The sequence below is a fragment of the Nonomuraea guangzhouensis genome, from assembly GCF_019396345.1.
GTDB classification, from domain to species: Bacteria; Actinomycetota; Actinomycetes; order Streptosporangiales; family Streptosporangiaceae; genus Nonomuraea; species Nonomuraea guangzhouensis.
This window is the reverse complement of record NZ_JAHKRM010000006.1, coordinates 362,027-386,111: the sequence shown is the minus strand read 5'-3', so window position 1 is coordinate 386,111 and position 24,085 is coordinate 362,027. Positions and strand designations below refer to the sequence as shown.

General features: G+C 69.0%; 27 protein-coding genes and 1 tRNA gene. 17 read left to right on the top strand and 11 right to left on the bottom strand.

Annotation, left to right across the window (positions count from 1 at the left end; genetic code table 11):
- Positions 1–104: 104 nt before the first annotated feature.
- On the bottom strand, positions 105–215 hold the full coding sequence (locus tag KME78_RS64280; RefSeq protein ID WP_308126959.1) for a tyrosine-type recombinase/integrase: 111 nt from the start codon (positions 213–215) through the stop codon (positions 105–107).
- Positions 179–460, bottom strand: coding sequence for a hypothetical protein (locus KME78_RS14800; protein WP_246651140.1), 282 nt, complete (start codon positions 458–460; stop codon positions 179–181). The genes KME78_RS64280 and KME78_RS14800 overlap by 37 nt, the downstream gene beginning before the upstream one ends.
- 390 nt (positions 461–850) lie before the next feature.
- Here KME78_RS14800 and KME78_RS14795 point away from each other — a divergent pair, with 390 nt between their 5' ends.
- On the top strand, positions 851–1,063 hold the full coding sequence (locus KME78_RS14795; RefSeq protein ID WP_219529428.1) for a hypothetical protein: 213 nt from the start codon (positions 851–853) through the stop codon (positions 1,061–1,063).
- The gene (locus tag KME78_RS14790; RefSeq protein ID WP_219529427.1) at positions 1,056–1,505 is read left to right on the top strand and encodes a type II toxin-antitoxin system VapC family toxin; all 450 of its coding nucleotides are present in this window, start codon (positions 1,056–1,058) and stop codon (positions 1,503–1,505) included. The genes KME78_RS14795 and KME78_RS14790 overlap by 8 nt, the downstream gene beginning before the upstream one ends.
- Positions 1,506–1,703: 198 nt before the next feature.
- Here KME78_RS14790 and KME78_RS14785 read toward each other — a convergent pair whose 3' ends face one another.
- The 3 genes from KME78_RS14785 to KME78_RS14775 all read right to left on the bottom strand — a co-directional run bounded on the left by KME78_RS14785 (position 1,704) and on the right by KME78_RS14775 (position 2,502).
- Positions 1,704–2,072 (bottom strand): DUF5615 family PIN-like protein, encoded by a 369-nt coding sequence (locus KME78_RS14785; protein ID WP_219529426.1) that lies wholly within the window; start codon positions 2,070–2,072, stop codon positions 1,704–1,706.
- Complete coding sequence (locus KME78_RS14780) at positions 2,069–2,299, bottom strand: DUF433 domain-containing protein (RefSeq protein ID WP_219529425.1); 231 nt, start codon at positions 2,297–2,299, stop codon at positions 2,069–2,071. The genes KME78_RS14785 and KME78_RS14780 overlap by 4 nt, the downstream gene beginning before the upstream one ends.
- 129 nt (positions 2,300–2,428) lie before the next feature.
- Positions 2,429–2,502 (bottom strand) — tRNA-Gly (locus KME78_RS14775).
- A gap of 98 nt (positions 2,503–2,600) precedes the next feature.
- Between KME78_RS14775 and dcd the strand changes: the two genes are divergently transcribed.
- The 3 genes from dcd (at position 2,601) to KME78_RS14760 (ending at position 5,518) form a co-directional block, all read left to right on the top strand.
- Entirely contained in the window at positions 2,601–3,176 is a 576-nt protein-coding gene (gene dcd / locus KME78_RS14770) for a dCTP deaminase (RefSeq protein WP_219529424.1), read from the top strand.
- 714 nt (positions 3,177–3,890) lie between these two features.
- Complete coding sequence (locus KME78_RS14765) at positions 3,891–4,508, top strand: DUF47 domain-containing protein (protein WP_132627671.1); 618 nt, start codon at positions 3,891–3,893, stop codon at positions 4,506–4,508.
- 5 nt (positions 4,509–4,513) lie between these two features.
- Entirely contained in the window at positions 4,514–5,518 is a 1,005-nt protein-coding gene (locus tag KME78_RS14760; protein ID WP_219529423.1) for an inorganic phosphate transporter, read from the top strand.
- On the opposite strand, the gene mshD is transcribed toward KME78_RS14760, so the two are convergent.
- Positions 5,451–6,416: a mycothiol synthase gene (gene mshD / locus KME78_RS14755; protein WP_308126948.1), complete on the bottom strand. Its 966-nt coding sequence runs from the start codon at positions 6,414–6,416 to the stop codon at positions 5,451–5,453. The genes KME78_RS14760 and mshD overlap by 68 nt on opposite strands.
- 108 nt (positions 6,417–6,524) lie before the next feature.
- Between mshD and KME78_RS14750 the strand changes: the two genes are divergently transcribed.
- Both KME78_RS14750 and KME78_RS14745 read left to right on the top strand, forming a co-directional pair.
- Positions 6,525–8,309 (top strand): bifunctional metallophosphatase/5'-nucleotidase, encoded by a 1,785-nt coding sequence (locus tag KME78_RS14750; RefSeq protein WP_219529421.1) that lies wholly within the window; start codon positions 6,525–6,527, stop codon positions 8,307–8,309.
- Between the two features lie 220 nt (positions 8,310–8,529).
- Positions 8,530–9,510: a 2-hydroxyacid dehydrogenase gene (locus tag KME78_RS14745; RefSeq protein WP_219529420.1), complete on the top strand. Its 981-nt coding sequence runs from the start codon at positions 8,530–8,532 to the stop codon at positions 9,508–9,510.
- Here KME78_RS14745 and KME78_RS14740 read toward each other — a convergent pair.
- A complete protein-coding gene (locus KME78_RS14740) occupies positions 9,467–10,813 on the bottom strand; it encodes a sensor histidine kinase (protein WP_219529419.1) in 1,347 nt (448 codons plus the stop codon). The genes KME78_RS14745 and KME78_RS14740 overlap by 44 nt on opposite strands.
- Before the next feature lie 241 nt (positions 10,814–11,054).
- Here KME78_RS14740 and KME78_RS14735 point away from each other — a divergent pair, with 241 nt between their 5' ends.
- Entirely contained in the window at positions 11,055–12,044 is a 990-nt protein-coding gene (locus KME78_RS14735; protein ID WP_219529418.1) for an NAD-dependent epimerase/dehydratase family protein, read from the top strand.
- Positions 12,045–12,209: 165 nt separating this feature from the next.
- The gene (locus KME78_RS14730; protein WP_246651043.1) at positions 12,210–13,607 is read left to right on the top strand and encodes a purine-cytosine permease family protein; all 1,398 of its coding nucleotides are present in this window, start codon (positions 12,210–12,212) and stop codon (positions 13,605–13,607) included.
- Here KME78_RS14730 and KME78_RS14725 read toward each other — a convergent pair.
- Positions 13,604–15,373: an alkyl/aryl-sulfatase gene (locus KME78_RS14725; RefSeq protein ID WP_219529416.1), complete on the bottom strand. Its 1,770-nt coding sequence runs from the start codon at positions 15,371–15,373 to the stop codon at positions 13,604–13,606. The genes KME78_RS14730 and KME78_RS14725 overlap by 4 nt on opposite strands.
- Positions 15,374–15,472: 99 nt before the next feature.
- Between KME78_RS14725 and KME78_RS14720 the strand changes: the two genes are divergently transcribed.
- The 3 genes from KME78_RS14720 to KME78_RS14710 are packed head-to-tail and all read left to right on the top strand — an operon-like array spanning position 15,473 to position 17,529.
- Complete coding sequence (locus KME78_RS14720) at positions 15,473–16,102, top strand: HAD family hydrolase (RefSeq protein WP_219529415.1); 630 nt, start codon at positions 15,473–15,475, stop codon at positions 16,100–16,102.
- Complete coding sequence (locus KME78_RS14715) at positions 16,099–16,572, top strand: GNAT family N-acetyltransferase (RefSeq protein WP_219529414.1); 474 nt, start codon at positions 16,099–16,101, stop codon at positions 16,570–16,572. Before KME78_RS14720 ends, KME78_RS14715 begins: the two co-directional genes overlap by 4 nt.
- 18 nt (positions 16,573–16,590) lie before the next feature.
- Positions 16,591–17,529 (top strand): ribose-phosphate diphosphokinase, encoded by a 939-nt coding sequence (locus tag KME78_RS14710; protein WP_219529413.1) that lies wholly within the window; start codon positions 16,591–16,593, stop codon positions 17,527–17,529.
- 18 nt (positions 17,530–17,547) lie between these two features.
- Here the strand turns inward: KME78_RS14710 and KME78_RS14705 are convergent, their stop codons facing one another.
- A complete protein-coding gene (locus tag KME78_RS14705; protein ID WP_219529412.1) occupies positions 17,548–18,366 on the bottom strand; it encodes an SDR family oxidoreductase in 819 nt (272 codons plus the stop codon).
- A 14-nt stretch (positions 18,367–18,380) separates the two neighbouring features.
- On the opposite strand from KME78_RS14705, the gene KME78_RS14700 reads away from it, so the two are divergent.
- On the top strand, positions 18,381–19,151 hold the full coding sequence (locus KME78_RS14700; RefSeq protein ID WP_219529411.1) for an SDR family NAD(P)-dependent oxidoreductase: 771 nt from the start codon (positions 18,381–18,383) through the stop codon (positions 19,149–19,151).
- Here the strand turns inward: KME78_RS14700 and KME78_RS14695 are convergent.
- Positions 19,148–19,906, bottom strand: coding sequence for an SDR family oxidoreductase (locus tag KME78_RS14695; protein WP_246651042.1), 759 nt, complete (start codon positions 19,904–19,906; stop codon positions 19,148–19,150). The genes KME78_RS14700 and KME78_RS14695 overlap by 4 nt on opposite strands.
- 10 nt (positions 19,907–19,916) lie before the next feature.
- On the opposite strand from KME78_RS14695, the gene KME78_RS14690 reads away from it, so the two are divergent.
- Together KME78_RS14690 and KME78_RS14685 are read left to right on the top strand one after the other, a co-directional pair.
- Positions 19,917–20,645, top strand: a complete 729-nt coding sequence (locus KME78_RS14690; protein ID WP_246651041.1) for a nucleotidyltransferase domain-containing protein — start codon at positions 19,917–19,919, stop codon at positions 20,643–20,645.
- A 28-nt stretch (positions 20,646–20,673) separates the two neighbouring features.
- Positions 20,674–21,363, top strand: coding sequence for a maleylpyruvate isomerase N-terminal domain-containing protein (locus KME78_RS14685; RefSeq protein ID WP_308126947.1), 690 nt, complete (start codon positions 20,674–20,676; stop codon positions 21,361–21,363).
- Between the two features lie 16 nt (positions 21,364–21,379).
- Here KME78_RS14685 and KME78_RS14680 read toward each other — a convergent pair whose 3' ends face one another.
- A complete protein-coding gene (locus tag KME78_RS14680; RefSeq protein WP_219529410.1) occupies positions 21,380–21,952 on the bottom strand; it encodes a TetR/AcrR family transcriptional regulator in 573 nt (190 codons plus the stop codon).
- Positions 21,953–22,012: 60 nt separating this feature from the next.
- Between KME78_RS14680 and KME78_RS14675 the strand changes: the two genes are divergently transcribed.
- Together KME78_RS14675 and KME78_RS14670 are read left to right on the top strand one after the other, a co-directional pair.
- A complete protein-coding gene (locus tag KME78_RS14675) occupies positions 22,013–23,188 on the top strand; it encodes an FAD-dependent monooxygenase (RefSeq protein ID WP_219529409.1) in 1,176 nt (391 codons plus the stop codon).
- Positions 23,189–23,247: 59 nt separating this feature from the next.
- Positions 23,248–24,072, top strand: coding sequence for an NAD(P)H-binding protein (locus KME78_RS14670; RefSeq protein ID WP_219529408.1), 825 nt, complete (start codon positions 23,248–23,250; stop codon positions 24,070–24,072).
- The last annotated feature ends 13 nt before the right edge of the window (positions 24,073–24,085 follow it).

Below are 24,085 nucleotides of genomic sequence, written 5' to 3'. Positions count from 1 at the left end.
CCTGCCCTTCAGCTGCGCCACGAACACAGAAGCTGTAGGTGACTTGCTCGACGCGGCGCTTTGCCGATGAAGGTCTGGCCCTTCGGCGCTCAGCGGTCGGCGCCTCAACAGATGGTCGTGGTGATCGACTTGTGCCCCATCCGCCGCTGGATGACAGCCATCGGGATGTTGTCGGAGATCAGCCAGGCGACGCGGGCATGGCGGAGATCGTGGATACGGGAGCGCTTGCTGAGCCCGCGGCTTCGGCAGGATCGCGTCCGTGACCATCGGGGACAGGCGATGGTCCGCCTTGACTGCTTGGTCTTGGGCGGCCCAGCCTGAAGGTGTTGTCCGCCTGGCGCTTCCACGCTCGCCGCACGCGCAAGGTCGGCACCGGCTTGGCGAACGGCTCGATGTCACGCACCTGAAGGGCGGCGAGCTCGGCGTAACGCATGCCCGTCCCGACGAGCACCGTGAGCATGTCGCGGACGTCAGGCTTGGCACAAGCGCGCAGGAGAGTGAACTCCTGCTCGGTAGGAAGACCATCTCGTCATCCCCTTCGCCGTCGTCCAGGCGGGGCCCCAAGATGCGCCCAAACGATCAGAAGCCTCAACCCGCGATCAAGGGATCGCCAGGTCAGAGCCGGCACGGGAATCGAACCCGCGCTGTCCGCTTGAGAACTCTTTCAAGATTACACAGGGCTGAGCTGGAGAAATACTGACCTGGGCGCATGCCGGTCAAGTGACCGTGGATCCCCTGAGCCTCCGTAGATCGCTCTGAGAACGGGCACACAACGGGCACGGCCACCGGGTCTGCCTACCCCTGCACAAATGGCCAGGGAGACGAACCTGGCGGGGCGTAGACTCCGAGCATGAGCGCGATGCGTGAAGAGTTGCATGCTCTAGTCGATCGGCTTCCGGATGACCGTGTCCAGCCGGTTCTCGCACTTGTCCGCGAGAACCTCGAGACGGCTGGTCGGCGTGAGCGAGCGCTGGCCATTATGGAGCGGGTTCAGGAGCGGATGCGCGGTGTGACGGGAGTCGACGAGGAACTGGACCGTCTCCGGGAAGGCGCACGTGGCTGACGCGTACGTCGTGGACACTGGTGTGTTCCTACGGTGGTTCGTCGATCAACCTGGCCACGAGCACGCCCGCCAGATCCGGGACGACTTCCTGCACGGCCGGGTAAGACTGGAGACGGCGGACTTCGCGCGGATTGAGGTTGCCGGAGTGCTGCGCAAGAAGGGTCTGCTCGCGGGTCGGCTGTCCGCAGATGAATTCATTGCGGCCGTTCGGATCATTGACGAGCTCGGTGTCCGGGTTCATCCCGTGGACGCCGACCGGTTGGAGGGGGCCACCGCCCTGGCGGTGCGGTTGACGTTGGGCATGTATGACGCTGTCTTCGCACAGCTTGCTCTCGATCAAGAGATTCCGCTGCTGACCACCGACGCAAAACTCCACCGGGCGCTTGATGGCGTCGTCGATACCGAACTTCTTAAGACGCAAGCCCTCAGTGATCACCGCTGAGCGATGGGACTGAACACTGTTACACGAACACCGGAGCGGGTGACGGGAATCGAACCCGCGCTGTCAGCTTGGGAATTGCAGGGATCTTGCCTCGTAGGTGCAATGACCTGCGGCTGAGGCCGGTCGTGAGTGACCGTGGTTGACCCCTCGTTACCGCCCTTAATGGCACGCTAGTGGCACGACGGCCGAGTTCTCTGTTTAACGGAGCGGGAGCGCTCGCACTCTGATGCCCGCAGGGGCGAAGGCCACGATCGCACCCGTCGACAGGTGAGGTTCGAGGACATCAAGGTGGTTAAGGATGATATTCACCAGCTCTGGCGGTCGAAGCTCAAGGATCTCTCGTACGAGCATGATCGAGGGTTCAGTCGTACGGGCCTGAGCCAAAAGCGCGCCGAAGTCCGTATCCGCCGAAACGATGACCCGGTTGTTCGCCATGGCAAGAGCCATGATCGTGGAATCCGGCGCACTCGTCGCTTGGAGGTCGCGCACGTGCACCGCATCGTGACCGGCCTTCGATAGCGGTTCAGCGACACGCGGTGAAAGGTTCTCATCGATCAGGAAGTTCACGCCGGCTCTCGGAGGCGGTAGAAGTGGACGTTCGTGGCAGCCGCTGCGTACTCCAGCCCCTGCTTGATGTCCTCGCGTTCGAGGTCGGGGTAGTCCGACAAGATCTCATCGAAGGTCCACCCGGCCGCGACGAGCCGAACCACCGTCTCTACGGTGATGCGCAGCCCCCGGATGGTCGGTTTGCCTTCGAGCTTGTCGGGCTCGACAGTGATCCGATCGAAGTTCATTATGTCTCCCCTCCATCTCGATACTGCCAGCTCGCACCTGCGCTAGCGACCGCGATACCGCAGCGACATGAAGAGAGATGAGGAAGGTCGAAGCAACCGGCCAGCGCCAGGCCCTGGCTGAGCTTTCTGTGGAGCGGGTGACGGGAATCGAACCCGCGCTGTCAGCTTGGGAAGCTGATGTTCTGCCATTGAACTACACCCGCATCGGCCGCAACCGCGACCACCACTCTAGCGGAAACTCGGCCCACATCAGCCAGCCGTGCCCCCAAGTTTCACGCCGGCACGCGGTAGGTTGCTCTGCGTGCTGCTATCTGACCGCGACATCCTGGCCGAGATCGACTCGGGGCGGCTTGCCCTCGATCCGTTCGATCGGGACATGATTCAACCGTCCAGCATCGACGTCCGGCTCGATCGGTTCTTCCGGGTGTTCGAGAATCATCGGTATCCGCACATCGATCCGGCCATAGAGCAGCCGGATCTGACGCGGATGGTGGAGCCCGAGGGGGATGATCCGTTCATTCTGCATCCCGGGGAGTTCGTACTGGCCTCGTCGTACGAGGTGATCAGCTTGCCTGATCATCTGGCGTCGCGGTTGGAGGGGAAGAGTTCGCTGGGGCGGCTTGGGCTGTTGACTCACTCGACTGCCGGGTTCATCGATCCGGGGTTCAGTGGGCATGTGACGTTGGAGCTGTCCAATGTGGCCACGTTGCCGATCAAGCTGTGGCCGGGGATGAAGATCGGGCAGTTGTGTGTGTTCCGGTTGAGTTCTCCGGCTGAGCATCCGTATGGGTCGCCGAAGTACGGGTCGCGGTATCAGGGGCAGCGGGGGCCGACGCCGTCTCGATCTTTTCGGAACTTTCACCGGACCAAGATCTGACGCCGCCCATGGTTGAGGGCTCGGCTGGACTGGGCGGTCCGGTCTTGTGAAGGCGGTTGCTCACGCTTGTTGCCGGTGAAAGGTCGAGGCGCGAGGCGCGATCTTGTCCGCGTTCGCTTCCCGTAATGCGCCTCCTGGTGATGCGCTGCTGGACGACGGTGTCTCGAGGACGGCCGTCCAAAAGCTGTTTCCCACAAGACGCCCTCCAGAAGCTCCCGGGGGATGCCTGGGGACAGCTGGCGGGCCTGGGGGGCGCTACTGACGGGGCTGGAGCAGCATCGGACGGGTTGGGGAGCTGCCTCAGACGGGTTTGGAGCCGCTCCCGACGCTAGAGGCACCCGCAAGGAGCGCTCTGCGGGCACCCACCACGGACCCGCCCAGAGAAGCCCTGAAGTAGGCCCAACCCACACGCAGCCCCCACCCAACCCCGTCCAAAGAACCCACCCCACCCCCCAAGACACGCCCAACACACACCCCCGGTCTAGCGGTGGTCCGGAAATGTCACCAAGATGGACTGGACAAGCCACGACCGAAACCCCCGGTCAAGCATCCCCCCACCTCGCCGCGGGAAAAAGGGCGATCAAACTACCGGCAGGCCCGGTGTCGCAGACCAAACGGAGGGTAGCCACTAGGAGAAGGGGACATGAAGTTCGCATTTCACCTGGTAACCCGTACTCTCTACCACGGACCATCCCCGCACATCTGGAGAACGACGTGCGCCTGCGTCTCACGCCACGTGAGGACAGCTACTACGACCTGTTCGCCGACTCCGCGAACAACCTGGTCACCGCATCCCGCCTTCTGGTCGAGATCATCAGCGACGGATCGGACAGGGAAACCCTGGCCGAAAAGATGCGCGCTTGCGAGCACGCCGGTGACGAACGCACCCATGCGATCATGAACCGGCTCAATGAGAGCTTCATCACCCCGTTCGACCGCGAGGACATCTACCGCCTCGCCTCGAACCTCGACGACGTGATGGACGCCATGGAAGCGGCGTCCGACCTCATCGTTCTGTACCAGATCGACCACCTCCCCAAGGACGTCGTCCGCCAGGTGGAAGTCCTGGAGCGGGCCGCGGAGCTGACCGCCGAGGCCATGCCGCGGCTGCGGTCGATGAAGAACCTCAACGAGTACTGGATCGAGGTCAACCGGCTGGAGAACCAGGGCGACCAGGTCTACAGAAGGCTGCTGGCCAAGCTGTTCAGCGGCGAGTACGACGCGCTCACGGTCATGAAGATGAAGGAGGTCGTCGACGCGCTGGAGGAGGCGGCCGACGCCTTCGAGCACGTCGCCAACACGGTCGAGTCGATCGCGGTCAAGGAAAGCTAAGCTCTGTGGACCTTTCGCTCGCCCTCGTCATCGGCGTGGTCGTCATCGCACTGGCCTTCGACTACACCAACGGGTTCCACGACGCGGCGAACGCCATCGCGACCTCGGTCTCGACCCGCGCGCTCACTCCCAGGGCCGCGCTGTTCATGGCCGCCGCGATGAACTTCATCGGCGCCCACCTCGGCACCCAGGTCGCCGCGACCGTCGGCAAGGGCATCATCGACGCGCCGGACGGCTCGCACGGCCTGGTCATCGTGGCCTCGGCGCTCATCGGCGCCATCTGCTGGAACCTGATCACCTGGTACTTCGGCCTGCCCTCTTCCTCCAGCCACGCCCTCATCGGCGGTCTGGTCGGCGCGGCACTCGCGTCGGCCAGCTCTGTGCACTGGGACGGCGTGCTGGAAAAAGTGGTTGTCCCGATGGTGCTGTCACCGCTGCTCGGGTTCACGCTGGCCGGCGCGATCATGATCGCGATATATTGGATCTTCCGCAACAGCCAGCCCGGCAAGACCAACCGCGGCTTCCGCTACGCGCAGACCGTCTCGGCCGCGGCGATGGCGCTCGGCCACGGTCTGCAGGACGCGCAGAAGACGATGGGCGTCATCTTCCTGGCCCTCGTCGTCGGCGGGTACATCAGTCCGGGGTCGGAGATCCCGCAGTGGGTCATCCTCGCGTCGGCGGGGGCGATTTCGCTTGGTACGTACTCCGGCGGCTGGCGCATCATGCGTACGCTGGGCCGCCGGATCATCGCGCTCGACCCGCCACAGGGCTTCGCCGCCGAGTCCGCGGCGGCAGTGGTCCTGTACACGGCGGCGATCGGGTTCGGGGCGCCCATCTCCACGACGCACACGATCACCTCGGCGATCATGGGTGTCGGCGCCACCAAGCGGCTCTCGGCCGTGCGCTGGGGCGTCGCGGGCAACATCGTGACCGGGTGGATCCTTACGATTCCGGCTGCGGCTCTGGTGGCTGCGGTGTCCTATTTCGCCCTGCACTGGGTGGTTGAGTAGCGGCATACATCACGTCGACGTCCCAGCGGTCGAAGCCCAGGGACTCGTACAGGCGGATCGCCGCCGTGTTGGCCTCGTCCACGTAGAGCATCGCCTGGGCGAGGCCGCGCGCGCGTAGATGGTCCAGGCCCGCCAATGTGAGCGCCTTGCCCAGGCCGGTGCCCTGCTGTGAGGGGTCGACGCCGACGACGTACACCTCGCCGATCGGCTCGTGGCCGTGCTCGGACGAGCCGTGGATCTTGGTCCAGTGGAAGCCGGCGAGCCGCTCGCCGCGGAAGGCCAGGAAGAAGCCCTCCGGGTCGAACCAGGGCTCCTGCTCGCGCTGGCGCAGGTCGTTCGCCGTCCAGGCGCCCTGTTCGGGGTGGTGGGCGAAGGCCGCGGCGTTGACCTTGAGCCACGCCTCCTCATCCTGACCTGGTACGAAGGCACGCAGCCGTACCCCATCGGGCAGGTCGAAAGAAGGCAGCGGCGTGGACAGCGACCGCCGCATCTGCCAGAGCGAGCGCACGCGCTCGAACCCCGCCGACGCCGCCAGCGCGCCCGCGCCCTCATGGTCGCCGTGCGCCCACAGGCGCAGGCGGCCGCCCGACATCTCGAGTACGGCCCGCAGCAGCCGTGTGCCGTGCCCCTGCCGGCGGTGGGCGGGGTGGATGGCCAGTTCGCCGCTGGGGCCCTCGACCTCGTCAGTGGGGTCTATGTGGGCATAGCCCACCAACGTCTCGTCGTCGTACATCAGCAGCGATCGGGCCTGCGGATCGCCGCCGTAGCGCAGGTGGAGCATGACATGCTCGTTGAGCGGGCGGACGCCGTCGGCCTTCGTCGCCGCTTCCACCACGCCGAGCACCTGGGTGATTTCGCGGTCATCAAGTCGTTGTCTGGTCTCCACGTGCGCAGTCACAGCACGAACTCTAGGCGTACGGCTGGCAAATACCGCCATGTGGTCGGCCGATGAATCGTTACCTTTGCGACATTGGCTGCATGGCTTCCGGCCGTAACGTCTTAGGCCATGACCCCACGTTCCCTCCTCCGGCTCGTCCTGGCCGGAGCCGTCGCCGCGGGCGGGTTCGCCGCGGCGACCGCCCCCGCGGACGCGAGCAAGGCGCCGAAGACCGTTCCGGTCCGGCTGCTCGCGCTCAACGACTTCCACGGCAACCTCGAACCCCCGACCGGCTCCTCCGGCCGGATGGTCGACGAGACGGGCGCCACCGTCGAGGCGGGCGGCGCCGCGTACGTCGCCACGCACATGAAGGCCCTCACCGACAAGAACACGATCGCGGTGGCCCAGGGCGACCTGATCGGCGCCAGCCCGCTGATCTCGGCGGCCTACCATGACGAGCCGTCCGTCGAGTTCATGGGCAAGCTCGGGCTCAAGGTGGCCGCGGTCGGCAACCACGAGTTCGACGAGGGTTACACGGAGCTGCGCCGGATCATGAAGGGCGGCTGCCACCCGGTGGACGGGTGCTCGCCCGCCGGTCCGTGGAAGGGCGCCCAGTACGACTACGTAGGTGCGAACGTCCTGTTCAAGAACCCGAACGAGAAGACCGACGCGCTCGCGGCACTGGGCGCGCAGCAGGCGCAGGCCAAGAAGCTGATGAGCGACTGGGGCGTGCCCGCCCTGCCGCCGGTCAGCATCAAGTGGATGAACGGCGTGCCGATCGGCTTCATCGGCCTGGTCACCCAGACCACCCCGAACATCGTCACGGCCGAGGGCATCAAGGACCTCAAGTTCGTGGACGAGGTCAAGGCCGCGAACCTGGCGTCCAAGCTGCTCAAGCTGGTGGGCGTCAAGGCCCAGGTCGTGCTGGTGCACGAGGGCGACCAGGTGACCGCGGGCCAGTCGCCGGACGCGTGCAGCGCCGTCCCCGGCGCGGGCAACCGCATCGCCACGCAGGTCGACCCCGAGATCGACGTGATTCTCAGCGGCCACTCGCACCAGGCGTACCTGTGCAAGGTCAAGGACCCGGCCGGCCAGGACCGCGTGTACTCCCAGGGCGGCTCGTTCGGCCGCGTCATCACGCAGGTCGACCTCAACGTGAACGTCAGGACGCGGGACATCGACCGCGCCTCGGTGGTTGCGGACAACCACATCGTGACCCGCACAGTCACCCCAGATCCCGAAATTTCGGCGTTCGTGAAGACTTGGAAGGATCGGGTGGCCCCGGTCGCCAACAAGGCCGTCGGCCGGATCACCGCGGACATCCCCAACACCGCCGCTCCCAGCGGCGAGTCCCCGCTCGGCGACCTCATCGCCGACGGCCAGCTGGCCGCCACCAAGACGGGCGGCAACGCGCAGATCGCCCTGATGAACCCGGGTGGCGTCCGAGCCTCGCTCACGTACGCCGGCTCCTCGGCTGGTGAGGGCGACGGCGTGGTCACCTATGGCGAGGCGTTCACCGTGCAGCCGTTCAACAACCTGATGCAGGTCGTGACGCTGACCGGCGCGCAGCTCAAGACGGTCCTGGAGCAGCAGTTCACCGGTGGGCCGAACGCCCAGCCGTTCACCAAGATCCTCCAGCCGTCGGCGAACTTCACCTACACCTACAGCAGCGGTGCGGCGTGGGGTGCCAAGGTCTCGAACATGAAGATCGACGGCGTCGCGGTGACGGACACGCAGACGATCCGGGTCGCGGCGAACAACTTCCTGGTCGGCGGCGGTGACGCCTTCCTGGGCTTCAAGGACGGTACGGACCTCTGGAGCGGGCCGCTGGACATCGACGCCTTCGTCGACCAGCTGGGCCGCGACAACCCGATCGCTCCGCCCGCGACGAACCGCATCACCGTCACTCCCTAGCGAAACAATCTGAAGGGCTCGCTTCCGGTTTCCGAAGCGGGCCCTTCACTGCTTTCGCCTCGCGCCCGCCTCCAGGTCTCGGAGCCGCCCGCGACCAGCCCCACCTCACGGATAGGCCGAGATCTCGCGGAGCAGCAGGTCGAAACAGGGCGCGCCGTGCACCGCCCCACGGCCGCCCGACCGACCCTCTATCGTGGGCCGTCCTGAGGGAGGAGAGTCGATGATCTACGTGACCCGCGCCTTGACCGACGCCGCCATGGAGCTCGTACGCTCGCTCGGCCATCCCGTGGTGGCCGGCGAGGAGGATCCGCCCGACCGGGCCACGCTCCTGAGCCGGGCCGCGGGCGCGGAGGCGGTCGTGTGCACGCTCACCGAGCGCATCGACGCGGAGTTCCTCGACGCGGCGGGCCCGGCGCTGCGGATCGTCGCCAACACCGCGGTCGGCTACGACAACATTGACGTGGCGGCGGCCACCGAGCGCGGGATCCAGGTCACCAACACCCCGGGTGTGCTCGACGGCGCCACCGCCGACCTGACGATGGCGCTGATCCTGGCCGCCGCGCGCCGTGTGCTCGACGGCGATCGGCTGCTGCGGGACCGTACACCATGGATCTGGGGGCCGCGCATGCTGCTCGGCCTGGACCTCAGCGCCGGGACGACGCTCGGCGTCGTCGGCTACGGCCGCATCGGGCGGGCCGTCGCCCGCCGCGCCCGCGCCTTCGACATGGAGATCCTGGCCACGCCCACCTCCTCGCCGCTGCCGGACGAGGAGCGGCGGGGCGTCGAGTTCGTCGAGCTGCCCGAGCTGCTGGAACGTGCCGATGTGGTCACTCTGCACTGCCCGCTCACCCCGGCCACCCGTCATCTCATCGACGCCGATGCCCTGCGCCGCATGAAGCGCACCGCGATCCTGGTCAACACCGCTCGTGGCGGCATCGTGGACGAGGAGGCACTGGTGGCGGCGCTGCGGTCGGGGACGATCGGGGCGGCGGCCCTCGACGTGTTCGAGGGCGAGCCGGCGGTGAACCCGGCGCTGGTCGAGCTCGGCAACACCGTGCTGACCCCGCACATCGGCAGCGCGGGCACGGCGACCCGCGAGCGCATGTGCGGTCTGTCGGTGTCGAACGTGGCGGCCGTCCTGGACGGGCGCGAACCGCTCACACCGGTGAATAGCCTTCCACGTACAGCGGAAGGCGGGTGACGAACTGGGCGCCGGGGAAGTGGTCGCTGATCGTCAGGCTCCCCTGGTGCGCCAGGGCGATCTCCCGCGACAGGGCCAGGCCGAGGCCGCTGCCGTCCTTGTCCTTGACCCGGGCTTCGGGCAGGCGGGTGAAGCGCTCGAAGACGCAGTCCCGGTACTCCGGCGCGATGCCCGGCCCGTCGTCCGTGACCTTGATGACGACGGTCTTGTCCCATTCGTCCACTGCCACCTGAAGGTCGATCCTGGCGCTCGCGTGCCGGGTGGCGTTGTCGAGCAGGTTGGTCAGCAGCCGGTCAAGCTGGATGGGAGAGCCGAAGACGGGTGCCGTGCCCGGCGCGTCGGTCACGATGCTGACGGCGCCTCCCGCGCGGCGCCGCTCCTGTTCCTCCGCCAGGCGGCAGGCGTCGACGACGTGCCGGTCGGTGACCGCGCCCGCGTCCAGCCGGGCCAGCATCAGGAGCTCGTCGATGATGTCGGTCAGGCGATCGGCGGACATCAGGGCCCTGGCGCCCGTCGACGGCCAGTCCGTGTCGTCCGGGTAGGCGGTGGCGACCTCCAACTGGGTACGCAGCGCGGTGATGGGGCTGCGGAGCTCGTGTGAGGCGTCGGCCACGAAGCGGCGTTGCGTCTCGACGGAACGTTCCAGGCGTTCGAGGGTGTGGTTGGTGGTCGCGGCCAGCTGGGTGATCTCGTCCCCGTTGTCGGGTACGGGAACCCGGCGGCTCAGGTCGTGCCCGGTGATCTCGGCCAGTTCGGCCCGGATGCGCTCGACCGGGCTCAGCGCCTGGCCGACCACGGTCCAGGTGATGCTCCCGACGATGACCAGCACCAGGGGGATGCCGAGGAAGATCACGGCATAGAGCCACCCCAGCGCCCGGTCGACATCGGCCAGCGACGCCGCGCCGTACACCGTCACCAGGCCGTACGGCGTCTGCGACTCCATGGCCATGACCAGGTACTTGGCATCGGACTCTATGACCTCGGGGTCGCCGCTGAGCCGGGCTTCGGTGGTGTAGATCGTTTCCGGCTTGGCCAGCTTGAGGTGGGTGATGGGGGGCTTGCCCCGCAGGTTGTGGCTGGCCGCCAGGACGGTTCCCTCGCGGGAGACCACCTGAAGGAGGTGGACGCGGGGTGAGGTGGGCAGCATGCTGCGCAGCTGGGTCGTCCGGGCGTCACTCGCGACCCGCCGTACGTCCAGCTCCACCCGGTTCTGCACAGCGCCGCGGAGGCTGCCGGGCAGCGTGGCAAGGGTGATGACGGCCGTCGAGGTGAGCACCACCGCCGCGATCAGACTCGCCAGCACCGTAAGACGCGCCCGGATTGAGCGAGGAAAGATCTGTTTCACCTGCTTAAAGGCTCCCTATGTCACTATGTGTAATCTCCTACCCATTCGTGACGTTTAAACCGGTATTGGGCCCTACCTGCTGATATATCTACTTTAGCGGCGCTAAGGAGTTGCGGAGAGTGACAGGGTTCGCTTTCGGCGATTCCGCTGTCAGCGTGCATGGCTACCGGGCGGCCGCGGGGGGCGGCAGGGTGTGGGCATGAAGCTGCTGGTGCTGGGCGGGACGGAGTTCGTGGGGCGCGCCTTCGTCGACGAGGCGGTCGCCTCCGGCTGGGACGTGACCGTGTTCAACCGGGGCACGCATGCCCCGCAACCCGGGGTGACGGCGCTGCGGGGCGACCGGGCGGAGCCGGGCGGGCTGGCCGCGCTCGGCACCGGTGAGTGGGACGTCGTGGTCGACACCTGGTCGTGGGCGCCGTCCGCCGTACGCGACGCGGCGGCGCTGCTGGCCGGGCGGGCGGGACACTACGTCTACGTGTCCAGCCGGTCCGTCTACACCTATCCGACGGCGGCCGGTGCCGGGGAGGACGCTCCGGTGGTGGCGGCGTCCGCCGATGACGGCGCCGAGGTGGGTTACGCGCAGTTGAAGGCCGGTGGCGAGCTGGCCGCGGTGGCGGCGTTCGGGGAGCGGGCGCTGCTCGCTCGGGCCGGGCTGATTCTGGGGCCCTACGAGAACATCGGGCGGCTGCCGTGGTGGTTGAGCAGGATCGCGCGGGGTGGGCCGGTGCTCGCGCCGGGGCCCGCCGGGCTGCCCCTGCAGTACGTGGACGTACGCGACCTGGCCCAATGGTGTCTTGAGGCGGCCGGCAACGGGCTCGGCGGGGCGTACAACGTGGTGAGCCCCTCGGGGTTCATCACCATGGAGGAGTTGCTGGAGACCTGCGTCCGCGTGACCGGGTCCGGGGCCGAGCTGCGGTGGGTGGAGCCGGAGGCGATCCTGGCGGCCGGTGTGCAGCCGTGGACCGATCTGCCGGTCTGGCTGCAGGGCGACGACTACGAGACCTTGCACCGGGGTGACGTGTCGAAGGCGGTGGCGGCGGGGCTGCGGTTCCGGCCGGTGGCGGATACGGTGGCCGACACGTGGCACTGGCTGCGGGGCATCGGCGGCCAGGCGCCCATGCGTACCGACCGGCCGCCCGTCGGCCTGGACCCGAAGGTGGAGGCCACCCTTCTGGAGCAGGCCGGCTGATCCGGCTTCCGCTCCGGGCAAGCGAGCTCGCCTGATCCGGAATCCGCTCGGGGACAAGCGAGCTCGCCTGATCCGAATCCGCTCTGAGGTAAGCGAGCTCGCCTGATAATGAATCCGCTCTGGGGCAGGCGAGGTCGCCGGGTGTAACGTCCGATCATGGACACGATGACCGTTGAGCAGAACGGCATCAACGCCGTTCCGGCCGCCGAGCGGCATGGCAAGCCTTCGGACCTGTTCTGGCCGTGGGCCGGCTCCAACCTCTCCCTCTTCGGCGTCGCCTTCGGTGTCTACATCGTCGGGCTGGGCCTGGGGGTCTTCCCGGCGATCATCACCGGGGCGCTCGGCTACGCGCTGTCGTTCGGGCTGGTCGGGCTGGTCGCGATCGCGGGCACCCGGTCGGGGGTGCCGACGATGACGCTCGGCCGCGCCCCCTTCGGCTACCAGGGCAACAAGCTGCCGGCCGTCCTGTCCTACATCTCGAACGTCGGCTGGGAGATCGTGCTCGTCACGCTGTCGGCGCAGGGCGGCGCGGCGATCCTGAACCGGGTGGCGCCCGGCATTCCCGGCACGACCGCCGTGGCGGTCTGCTTCGCGGTCGCCGCGCTGGTCGTGATCGTGGTCGGGGTGTACGGCCACGCGTTGATCATGGCGGTGCAGCGGTACCTGACGTACGCCTTCGTCGTACTGACCGTCGTGTACATGATCCTGATGGCCCCGAGGCTCGGCACCACGCTGGACACCACCGCCGGGCCCGGCGCCTGGGTCGGCGCGGTCATCTTCGCGATGACGCTGCTCGGCCTGGGCTGGGTCAACTGCGGCGCCGACTACTCGCGCTACCTGCCCGCCGACTCCAAGCCGTCGTCGGTGGCCCTGTGGACGGCGGTGGGCGGGGCGGTGCCGCCCATGGTGCTGCTCGCCTTCGGCGTGCTGCTGGCCGGCGGTGACGCCAAGCTGGCCGAGGCCGCGGGCGCGGATCCAGTCGGGGCGCTGGCGAGCGCCCTGCCGACCTGGTTCCTGCTGCCGTACCTGCTGACCGCCATCGGTGGGTTCCTGGCCGGGGCGATCATGGACATCTACTCGTCGGGGCTGTCCATGCTGGCGCTGGGGGTGCCGATCAAGCGGCACTACGCGGTGCTCGTCGACGGCGCGCTGATGGTGCTCGGCGGCTACTACCTGCTGTTCGTCTCGGCCAGCTTCCTGGCGACCTTCCAGGCGTTCCTGGCGATCATCGGGGTGGTGATGGCCGCCTGGGTGGCCGTCTTCCTCGTCGACATGTGGCGGTGGCGCGCCGGCGGCCGGTCCTACGACGAGCGGCTGCTGCGCCCCGGCGCGCCCGCCCTGAACTGGCCCGGGGTGATCTCGCTGGTCCTGGCGTCGATCGTGGGCATCGGGCTCATCACCTCCCTGGACCCGAACATCGCCCGCGTGGTGGGCTTCCTGATGAGCGACCAGCTGAAGGCGGGCACGTTCGGGGCGGCCAACATCGGCGTGGTGGTCGCGCTGGTGCTGGCCGGGATCCTCTACTACGTGATCTCGACTCTGGCGCCCCGCCAGAAAAGCTAGGCGGTGACGATGGCGAAGTCGGGCATCGGGTGGTCGAGCACGGCCACCAGCCGCCGCAGGACCCCGATGTCGCCCTCCCGCTCGACCCGTTCGACCCCCCGGCCGGCCAGCAGGGCGAGCAGCTGTGCTTTGGTCAGCCGCAACGTCAGGTCGACCGGCCCGTCAGGCGGGTCGGCCCGCTGGATGAGCGCGCCGTTCGACAGCGTGGTCCGATACCGCTCGCCCAGATCGGTCAGGTGCCAGTCGATGGACAGGCTCTCGTTCCAGGCCCGCGGCCCGTCGACGCGGATGGCGATCGAGTCGAGGATCTGGTCCACCCCGAGCGCGTCGACCAGACCGGGCGCGGCCCGCTCCGTGGCGGCCGGCACGACGCCCTCGCTCAGCTCCAGCGCCCCCGTCAGGTAGAGGTTGCGCCAGGTGCCGTTCTCCGCGGCGTGCCCGAGCCGGGTGTACACCTCGGCGAGCAGGTCACGGGCCTCCTTGTTGCCCTCGTCGGCGAAGACCGCGTGGTTGAGCAGTTGCGCGGCGAAGCGCAGGTCGTGCTCCTTGAGGTAGCCCCTGGCGAGGGCGACGACGGCTTGCCCGCCGCCGAGGCACTCCACGTAGCGGATCGCGCTCTCCCTCGGCGGGTGCTCCCACAGATGCGCGGGATTGCCGTCGAACCAGCCCAGATAGCGCTGGTAGATGGCCTTGACGTTGTGGCCGACCGGGCCGTGGTAGCCGTGCGTGTGCCAGACCTGCTCGAGCCCGGGCGGCACCCGCATGGCCTCGGCGATCTCCGCCCCGGTCAGGCCCTTGTTCATCAGCCGCAGGGTCTGGTCGTGCAGGTAGGTGTACAGGTCGCGCTGCTGCGACAGGTATCCGGCGATCTCCGGCCCGCCCCAGATGGGCCAGTGGTGCGAGGCGAAGGCGACGTCGAACTCCCCCGCGAACATCGTGATGATCTCGTCGAACTGCCGGGCCAGGTCCTTGGCGTCCCGCAGCGGCAGGAGGTTGTGCTGGTTGCGGGTGGCGTTCTCGCCCAGGCAGAGAGCCTGGTGGCCGGGCAGGTACAGGGCCAGCTCCGGTGGCGACTCGGCGAGCTGGAAGATGATGCGTACCCCGTCGACCGTCTCCTCCTGCCCGGTGCGTTCGACGTGGACCGTGGGAGTGATGAGGGAGATCGTCCCTGACTCGCCCAGGCCCGTGCCGATCTGGCCGTCCGGTGAGCGTTCGAGGGCCTGGCCGTACAGGTAGACGGACCGGCGGACCGTGGCGGACCAGGCGTGGAGGTGGTCGCGAGCCACGCTCCGCAGGAACCCCGCGGGTGCCAGGACCGGCACGCCGCCGCCCGTGACGCCGCGTACGCCGCCGAAGTGGTCGACATGCGGATGCGTGTAGATCACGCCGGTCACCGGCCGGGCGCCGCGATGGGCTCGGTAGAGGCGCAGCGCCGCGGCCGCGCACTCGGTGGAGATGAGCGGATCGATGATGATGACGCCGGTGTCGCCCTCGACGATCGACATGTTCGACAGATCGAACCCGCGTACCTGGTACAGGCCGTCCGTCACCTCGTACAGTCCCTGCCGGGCGGACAGTCGTGCCTGCCGCCACAGGCTGGGATGGGCGCTGCCGGGACACTCCTGTTCCAGGAAGGCGTTGGAGTCACCGTCCCAGATGACCTTGCTGTCGGCGGCGCTGACCACCGCCGGGCTGAACTTCGCGATGAAGCCGCGGTCCGCCGCCGCCTCGAAGTCACCGCGATCGTGGAGTGGAAGGTCCGCCATGCCCGGGGCCATTCCCGGATACCGGTCAACGCATATCCTCGATAATGGGCAATCCCGACAAAGACCGCAGTCGCTACAGGGGGTTTCGTGGAAGCGTGCGTGTTCGATCTCGACGGGGTGCTCGTCGACTCCGAGCCGGTCTGGGAGGAGGTACGACGGGCGTTCGTCGCCGATCACGGGGGCACCTGGCAGGAGGACACCCAGTCCAGGCTCATGGGCATGAGCACCCAGGAGTGGGCCGCCTACCTGCACGAACTCGGCGTTACCCTGCCGCCCGACGAGATCGCCCGCGGCGTGGTGGACCAGATGGCCGAGCGCTACCGTCACGGCGTACCGCTGATGAAGGGGGCGCCCGAGGCGGTGCGGCGCCTGGCGGACGAGCTCCCGCTGGGTCTGGCCAGCTCCTCGCCGCGTGCGCTGATCGAGGTGGTGCTGGACGCGGCCGGGTTCCGTGATCGCTTCGCCGTCACCGTCTCCACCGAGGAGGTGCCGCGCGGGAAGCCCGCCCCCGACGGCTACCTGGCGGCGACCGCCCAGCTGGGTGTCGATCCGCGCGCGTGTGTGGCCGTGGAGGATTCGAGCAACGGCCTGCGCTCGGCGCACGCGGCCGGGATGCGGGTGATCGCCGTCCCCCATCCCCGCTATCCGCCCGCCCCCGACGCGCTGGCCCTCGCCTGGCGGGTCGTGCCCGACCTCGACTCGCTCACCGTGGCGGCGATCGAGCGATGATCCGGCTCAGAACTCCCGCCGACCTCGACGCGTGCGTGAAGGCCCTGGCCGAGGTGCAGGCCGCCGACCGCTACCCGGTGGACTGGCCCGACGATCCGCACGGCTGGCTCACGCCCGGCGACCTGCTCCGCGCCTGGATCGCCCTGGACGAGGCGGGGGCCGTCGTCGGCCATGTCGGGCTCGCCCAGGTCGAGCCGCGGGTGGCCGAACTGCTCGGCACGCCCGTCCGCGCGTCCGTGACCCGCCTGTTCGTCACGCCCTCCGCCCGGCGCGGCGGGCTCGCCGCCCGCCTGCTCGACACCGCCCTGGCCGCCGAGGGCGGGCGTCTCACACTGGAGGTCTCCGACGAGGGCACGGCGGCCATCGCGGCCTACGAGAGGTACGGCTGGCTGCGCGTCGCCACGTCCCGGGCCCGATGGCGCAACTCGGCCGGTGAGCCTGCCCTGGTGCACCACTACCTGAGCCCGTGAAGCTATCCTTTGGAAATCGTGCGAGACATCACGGTATTCAGCGGCAGCGCCCACCCTGACCTGGCTGAGGAGATCTGCGCCCACCTGGGCACCCCGCTCCATCCGGTCAAGGTCAACCGGTTCGCCAACGACGTGCTGGAAGTCCAGCTCCAGGCCAACTGCAGGGAACGCGACGTCTTCATCATCCAGCCGCTCGTGCCACCCGTACAGGAGAACCTGGTCGAGCTGCTGCTCATGCTCGACGCCGCCCGCGGGGCGTCCGCCGCCAGGACGACGGTCGTGATGCCGCATTATGCCTTCGCCCGAAGTGACAAGAAGGACGCGCCGCGCATCTCCATAGGGGCCCGGCTGGTGGCGGACCTGATGGTGACGGCGGGCGCCGGGCGGGTGCTGGCGATGACGCTGCACTCGCCGCAGGTGCACGGCTTCTTCAGCGTGCCGGTCGACCACCTGCACGCGCTGCGCGAGCTGGCCGCCCATTTCCGCCGGTACGACCTGTCCAACACCGTCGTCGTCTCCCCCGACCTGGGCAACGCCAAGGAGGCCGCGCACTTCGCCCGGCTGCTCGGTGCCGACGTGGCGATGGGCGCCAAGCAGCGCTTCAGCGACGACCGGGTGGTGATCAGCTCGGTGATCGGCGAGGTCGAGGGCAAGGACGTGATCATCCTGGACGACGAGATCGCCAAGGGGACGACCGTCATCGAGCTGCTCGACCGGCTGCGCGAGCGTGGCGTCAACTCCGTACGCATCGCGTGCACACACGGGCTGTTCGCCGCCGGCTCGATCGAGCGGCTGAGCGCGCTGCCCGAGGTCGAGGAGATCGTCTGCACCAACACCGTGCCCGGGCCCAAGCCCACGGACAAGCTCACGGTCCTGTCCATCGCCCCGGCGCTGGCCGAGGCGATGCGGCGGATCCACGACGGCGAGTCGGTGAGCGCGCTCTTCAGCCCTCCGTGACGACTCTTTCGTGAGACATCAGTGGAGCCGGACGCGCTGCCCGGTGACGGTCCGCGCCTGGTGCGAGACGAGAAAGGTGATCACGTCGGCCACCTCCTCCGGCCGCCCGACGTGCCGCAGCGGGCTGTTGGCCACCACCGCCCGCTCGACCTCGGCGTTCACCCAGCCCGTGTCGGTGGCCGCCGGGTAGACCATGTTGGCCGTGACGCCGTAGCGGCCGAGCTCGTGGGCGGCCGACATGGTGAAGTTCTCCTGGGCCGCCTTCGCCGCGCCGTACGAGACCTCCGTCGGGAAGCCGTCGGGGCCGCCGGAGGTGAGGCCGATGATCCGGCCCCAGTCCGCTCGGCGCTCGATGTGGCGCCGGGCGAACTCGGCGATCAGCAGCGTCGCGGCGCGTACGTCCACGGCGAACTGCCGGTCGTAGCTCTCCGCGTCCACCGGCCGCAGCGGCCGCCCGAACGCGTCGTGCCCGTCAGGCGTGAACGTGTCGCCCAATGAGCCGCTGCTGGCATTGTTGACCAGGATCTCCACCGGCCCCAGCGCCCGCTCGGCCAGGTCGAACAGCGTTCGCGGCGTCTCGGGGCCGGCCAGGTCGGCCTCGGCGGCCTCCGCCGTGCCGCCCGCCTCGCGGATGCGCCGTACGACGTCGTCGGCTCCCGCGCCCCGCGACCTGTTGTACTCGTCCGGATAGGCCGGATGGTCCACCGGCGCCAGCCGCTTGTACGTCAGGAACACCGCGACCCCCTGCGCGGCCAGCGCGACCGCGGTGGCCGCGCCGATGCCCTGGTTGGCCCCGGTCACCAGAGCCACCCTGCCTCGCAATCGCGGATCGATCACGGCATGCTCCTCAGATGGTCGATACGAAACTCGCGGGTCAGATCGTGCTCGTCACCGGGTCGAGCGGCGGAATAGGCGCGGCGATCGCGCGGGCCTTCGCGGCCGAGGGGGCGCGGGTGGCGGTGCACTACTTCAGCGAGAGATCCGCTCCCCCGGGCGTCACCTGGGAGCACGTCACCCCGGCCGCGGACGTCGCCGAGGCGCTGGCCGCCGAGCTCGGGGACGCGGTGGCCTTACCCGCCGACCTCCGTGAGCCGGATGCGGCGCGGCACCTGCTCGACGAGGTCGAGCGGCGGCTGGGACCGGTCGACGTGCTGGTGAACAACGCCGCGCACTGCGAGGCCCCGGACTCCTTCGGCGCCCTCACCGCCGATGGCCTGCGCCGCCACTACGAGGTCAACGCGATCGCCCCCGCCCTGCTCATCTCCGAACTGGCCAGGCGGGACGGCCGCCGCCCATGCGTGGTGAACGTCTCCACGGACGCCGCCCGCGCCTTCCCCGGCCAGATCGGGTACGGGACGTCCAAGGCGGCGTTGGAGGCCCTCACCCGGGCCGCCGCGCTCGACCTCGGCGCCGCCGGGATCCGCGTCAACGCGGTGGCTCCCGGCCCCGTGCAGACCGGTTGGATGGACGCCGAGACGTACGCGCGGGCCGGCCAGATCGTGCCGCTGGGCCGCGTGGGCGAGCCGGCCGACATCGCCGACGCCGTCGTGTTCCTCGCCTCGCACCAGGCACGCTGGATCACCGGTCAGGTCCTCCAGGTGGCGGGCGGCCACGCGCTCTAGGCGAAGCCGCCGTTGCTCATCAGCAGCTGACCGTTGACCCACTGCCCCTGGGGTGAGCAGAGGAAGTCGACGAGGTGGGCGGTGTCCTGGGGCGTGCCGAGGCGGTTGTACGGGGTCTGGCGGGTGAGGCTCTCCCGTACGTCGTCCGACATCCAGCCGGTGTCCACCGGGCCGGGGTTGATGACGTTGGCGCTGACGCCGAGGTGGGCCAGCTCGCGGGCGGCGGCCAGGATGATGCGGTCCAGGGCGGCCTTGCTCGCGCCGTAGGGCAGGTTGCCGACGGTGTGGTCGCTGGTGAGGCCGATGATCCGGCCGGAGCCGCTGGTGCCCGCGAAGCGGCGGCCGTACTCGCGGACCAGCAGCCAGGTGGCGCGCGCATTGACGGCGAAGTGCCGGTCGAAGCTCGCGACGGTGGTGTCCAGCAGGCTGGAGTCGACCGACTCGCAGTGGCACATCACCAGGGCGGTGACGTTGCCCAGCCGGCGCTCGGCCTCGTCGAAGATCCGTGCGGGGGTGTCGACGTCCGCCAGGTCCGCCTCGATCGCCGCGCCGCGCCCGGCCAGGGACTTGCCGATCGCGTCGGCCGCCTCGGGCTCGGCGCCCCAGGCCATGCGTTCGTCGTACGGCGTCCAGTAGGTGTAGGCGATGTCCCAACCCGAGGCCGCCAACTGGCGGGCGATCCCCGCGCCGATGCCGACGGTGCGGCCCACGCCCGTGACCAGGGCTACTTTTCCGTTGGATCTCGTGTCGACCATAGTGGCCATCATGCACGGGCCAACCGATCTCCTGCTAACACGTTTCCTCGACGGCGTCAGACCGGCCGTACCCCTGGTCGCCTTGTGGGCGCACGGGTCGCTCGCGGCGGGCGACTACCAGCCGGGCAAGAGCGATCTCGATCTCATCGCGGTGGTCGAGACGGACGTCACCGAGGAGCAGCGGCAGCGGCTCGAAAAGATGCACGAGCAGCTCGATCTGCCGCTCGTCGAGCATCTGCACTGCTCCTACATGCCCAGGCACCGGCTGGACGACTTCGCGACCGACCATGTGACCTGGGCGCACCAGGAGCTGTACGAGCGGCCGGTCACCCCGGTGACCCGCCGTGAGCTGCACGCGGGCGCTCTTGAGCTGTACGGCGAGCCGCCCGCGGGACTGCTGCCGCCGGTGTCGGACCAGGAGCTGAGCGAGTTCATCCGGACCGATCTGCGGAACTTCTGGCTGGCCAAGACGCGCGGGCGCAAGCGGTGGCTGCAGGACGTCTGGGTGGATCTCGGGATGATCACCGTCGCCAGGGCCGCGGTCACGTTGCGGGACGGACGGCTGATCTCCAAACGGGAGGCCCTGGACGTGCTGGCCGAGATGGGCGCGCCCATGAACGTGGTGGCGGACATCCGAGCCCGCAGGTACGACCTGCCGCGACCGTTCCTGAACCGATACAGGCGGGGGACGCTGGCCCGGGTCTTCATCAGGGCGGCGATCAAGCGCACCCTGCACTGACGCCAAGGCGCCCGCTCACCCTGATTCTGTGGGGGATAGTGTGGGCCGGGTCATCACCGGAACCGGGGAAGGGCGGCACATGGGGGAGATCAGAGAGTCCTATCTGGTCGCCGCGGAGTCCGCGGTGGCGCTGCTGCGCGAGCCCGCCGTGGCCGCCGCGTGGAGCAAGCCGAGCGCGCTCAACGAGTTCAGCGTCGCGGGGCTGGCCGCGCACCTGGCCCACCAGCTCGTCCGCATCGACAGCCTGCTCGACGACGGCGGAGTGCCCGGTGAGCCGGTCCCGCTGATCGAGCATTTCTCCAGGTCCCCGTGGGTGCAGGCGGGCCTCGACCATGAGAGCAACGTGGGCATCAGGCAGGCCGGTGAGGCGGCCGCCGCCGACGGCCCGGCGGCGTTGGCCGCCAAGGCCGAGAAGCTGTTCGAGCGGCAGCGGGCCGAGCTGCCCGCGCAGCCTCGCGACAAGGTGGTGCACCTGCCGTGGTCGGGCTGGTCGCTGCGGTTCGACGACTTCCTGCTCACCCGGCTGGTCGAGCTGGTCGTGCACTCCGACGACCTGGCCGCCAGCGTGGGCGTGGAGACTCCCAAGCTGCCGGCCTCGGTCATCGATCCGGTCGTCGAGCTGCTGGCGCGGCTGGCCGTACACCGTCATGGCGCGACGGCGGTGATCCGCACGCTGAGCCGGGCCGAGCGGGCGCCCGCCACGATCAGCGCCTTCTGACCCGAACTGACCCGAGTCACCCCGAGTTCTGGACCATGCGCAGGGCCGCGACCACCTCGCGGCCCGACAGCGCGCTGTCCGGGTCGACCAGCCACTGCGACAGGAACCCCGTCAGCATGGCCTGGTAGAACGTGCCGACCAGCCGCGCCCGCTCCGGGTCGGCCGCCGGGTCGATGCCCTCGAACAACTCCGCGAGCCCCAGACGTCCCTCCTGGATGCCGGCCGCGAGCTGCTGCCGGATGTCCGGCGTGTGATCGATCTGGCCCAGCAGCTCGAACTGGGTGACCCAGAGCGGCCGCAGCCGGTCGAATGACTCGATCACCCGGTCCCACGCCGCCTCGAAGCGTTCGAGGGGCGTCGCGTCGGGCTTGATGTCGGCGGTCAGCGTCGCCGCCAGGTCATCGCCCCACTCGCGCATCACCTCGAACAGCACCTCGTTCATCAGCGCTTCCTTCGATCTGAAGTGATAGCCGATGCCCGCCAGGCTCACGCCCGAGGCGGTGGCGATGTCGCGCGCCGTCGTGCGCGAGTAGCCCTTCTCGATCAGGCAACGCTTCGCTCCGGCCAGCAGATCTTCCCGGTTTCCCATGCCCAAAGTCTAACACAACCGTCCTAGACAAGCGTCTGAGACGTGTGTACCGTTCAGGGCATGACAAACATCCTGATCTCCGGCGCGAGCATCGCCGGCACCGCGACGGCTTACTGGCTGCGGCGGCACGGCTTCACCCCGACCGTGGTGGAGCGGGCGCCCGCACTCCGCGAGGGCGGCTACAAGGTCGACATCCGCGGCGTGGCACTCGACGTGATCGAGCGGATGGGCCTGCTCGACGCGGTCCGCGCCAGGAGCACCGACATGCGGATCGCCACGCACTACGACGGCAAGGGCCGGCGGATCGCGGAGATGGACGCCGACCTGTTCGGCGGGCGCGCGGGCACCGACGCCGAGATCATGCGCGGCGACCTCAACGAGCTCCTGTACGACCTGACCCGCGACGACGTCGAGTACATCTTCGACGACTCGATCACCGGCATCTCCGAGGACGGGACGGTGACCTTCGAGCGGTCCGCACCGCGCCGGTTCGACCTGGTCGTCGGGGCCGACGGAGTCCACTCCAACACCCGCCGGCTGGCCTTCGGCGAGGAGTCGGCGTTCGTCCGCGACCTCGGCTACTACATCTCGATCTGTACGGTCCCCAACCGCCTGGGCCTCGACCGCGAGGAGGCGGTCCACGCCGCCCCCGGCCGCACCGCGAACGTCTACAGCACGCGGCAGGACACCAACGCCAAGGCGCTGTTCATGTGGTCGTCACAGCCGCTCGCCTATGACCATCGCGATCTCGCCCAGCAGAAAGAACTGCTGGCCCAGGCCATGGCCGGGGTCGAGTGGGAGGTGCCCGAGCTGCTCGAAGCCGTACGCGGGTCGAGCGACTTCTACTTCGACTCCGTCAGCCAGATCCACATGGACCGCTGGTCGAAGGGCCGGGTCGTGCTGGTCGGCGACGCCGCCTACTGCGCCTCGCCGGCCTCGGGCCAGGGCACCAGCCTGGCCCTGGTGGGGGCGTACGTGCTGGCCGGTGAGCTGGCCTCCGGCGGCGGCGCCGACGGCTACGAGCGGGAGCTGCGGGCGTTCGTGGACGCCAACCAGAAGCTGGGCCCGGCCAACGTCAAGGGCATGGTGCTGCCGTCGCGCGCGGCCATCTGGTTCCAGACCAGGATGATCAGGCTGCTCCCCCACCTGCCCGGCCGCGACAAGATGATCGACCGCGTCGCCGGACCCATGGCCCGCGCCGCGACGGCCATCACACTGAAGGCCTATATGGAATAAAGCGTTCCGTTCTGCTAAGATAAGAACTGAACGTTCCGTTCCAAGCAAGGGAGCCTGTCATGACGATCCTCGTCACCGGTGCCACCGGAACCGTCGGCCGCCTCATCGTCGACGAGCTCGCCCGGAACGGGCACCAGGTGCGTGCCCTGACCCGCGACCCGGCCAAGGCCGACCTGCCCGAGGGCGTGGAGGTCGTCGCCGGGGACCTGGCCGAGCCGGGCAGCCTCACGGCCGCCTTCGAGGGCGTCGAGGCCGTTCATCTCATCAACTTCGCGGGCGACGACTACGCGCCGCTGAAGACCGGCGAGCAGCTCGTGGAGCTGGCCGTCAAGTCGGGCGTGCGCAAGGTGACCGTGCTGGGCGGGCGCGCCGACGGCCCGCTGGAGCAGGCCCTGGCCGCCAGTGAGCTGGAATGGACGCTGCTGGAGCCGGTCGAGTTCATGTCCAACACGCTGCAGTGGTGGGCCTGGACGATCAAGGCCGAAGGGGTCATCAGGGAGCCGTTCGGCAGCCGGCTCAGCTCTCTGGTGCACGAGCGCGACATCGCCGCCGTGGCGGCCACCGTGCTGACGGGCGACGGCCACGCGGGTAAGACGTACACGCTGACCGGGCCGCAGGCCATCACCACCACGGAGAAGGTGCGCATCCTCAGCGAGGCCGTCGGCCAGGAGATTCGCTTCGTCGAGCTCTCCGAGGACGAGGCCCGCGCCAAGTGGCGCGCCGACGGCATGGGGGCGGAGACGATCGAGTTCCTCATCGGCGCGCTCGGCGACACCCCCGAGGTCGGCTACACGGTGGCCCCGACCGTCGAGCAGGTCACCGGCCGGGCACCGCGTTCCTTCGCCCAGTGGGCCGCCGAGCACGCCACGGCATTCAAGCGCTGAGCTCCAAGCAGCT

Excerpts from the sequence above, each read along its gene's own strand:
- KME78_RS14690 (WP_246651041.1), top strand. The coding sequence starts at position 19,917 with ATGCACGGGCCAACCGATCTCCTGCTAACACGTTTCCTCGACGGCGTC.
- KME78_RS14735 (WP_219529418.1), top strand. The coding sequence starts at position 11,055 with ATGAAGCTGCTGGTGCTGGGCGGGACGGAGTTCGTGGGGCGCGCCTTC.
- KME78_RS14680 (WP_219529410.1), bottom strand. The coding sequence starts at position 21,952 with ATGGGAAACCGGGAAGATCTGCTGGCCGGAGCGAAGCGTTGCCTGATC.
- KME78_RS14795 (WP_219529428.1), top strand. The coding sequence starts at position 851 with ATGAGCGCGATGCGTGAAGAGTTGCATGCTCTAGTCGATCGGCTTCCG.
- KME78_RS14780 (WP_219529425.1), bottom strand. The coding sequence starts at position 2,299 with ATGAACTTCGATCGGATCACTGTCGAGCCCGACAAGCTCGAAGGCAAA.
- KME78_RS14675 (WP_219529409.1), top strand. The coding sequence starts at position 22,013 with ATGACAAACATCCTGATCTCCGGCGCGAGCATCGCCGGCACCGCGACG.
- KME78_RS14745 (WP_219529420.1), top strand. The coding sequence starts at position 8,530 with ATGATCTACGTGACCCGCGCCTTGACCGACGCCGCCATGGAGCTCGTA.
- KME78_RS14725 (WP_219529416.1), bottom strand. The coding sequence starts at position 15,373 with ATGGCGGACCTTCCACTCCACGATCGCGGTGACTTCGAGGCGGCGGCG.
- KME78_RS14670 (WP_219529408.1), top strand. The coding sequence starts at position 23,248 with ATGACGATCCTCGTCACCGGTGCCACCGGAACCGTCGGCCGCCTCATC.
- KME78_RS14695 (WP_246651042.1), bottom strand. The coding sequence starts at position 19,906 with ATGGTCGACACGAGATCCAACGGAAAAGTAGCCCTGGTCACGGGCGTG.
- KME78_RS14750 (WP_219529421.1), top strand. The coding sequence starts at position 6,525 with ATGACCCCACGTTCCCTCCTCCGGCTCGTCCTGGCCGGAGCCGTCGCC.
- KME78_RS14715 (WP_219529414.1), top strand. The coding sequence starts at position 16,099 with ATGATCCGGCTCAGAACTCCCGCCGACCTCGACGCGTGCGTGAAGGCC.
- KME78_RS14730 (WP_246651043.1), top strand. The coding sequence starts at position 12,210 with ATGACCGTTGAGCAGAACGGCATCAACGCCGTTCCGGCCGCCGAGCGG.
- KME78_RS14800 (WP_246651140.1), bottom strand. The coding sequence starts at position 460 with ATGCTCACGGTGCTCGTCGGGACGGGCATGCGTTACGCCGAGCTCGCC.
- KME78_RS14700 (WP_219529411.1), top strand. The coding sequence starts at position 18,381 with ATGGTCGATACGAAACTCGCGGGTCAGATCGTGCTCGTCACCGGGTCG.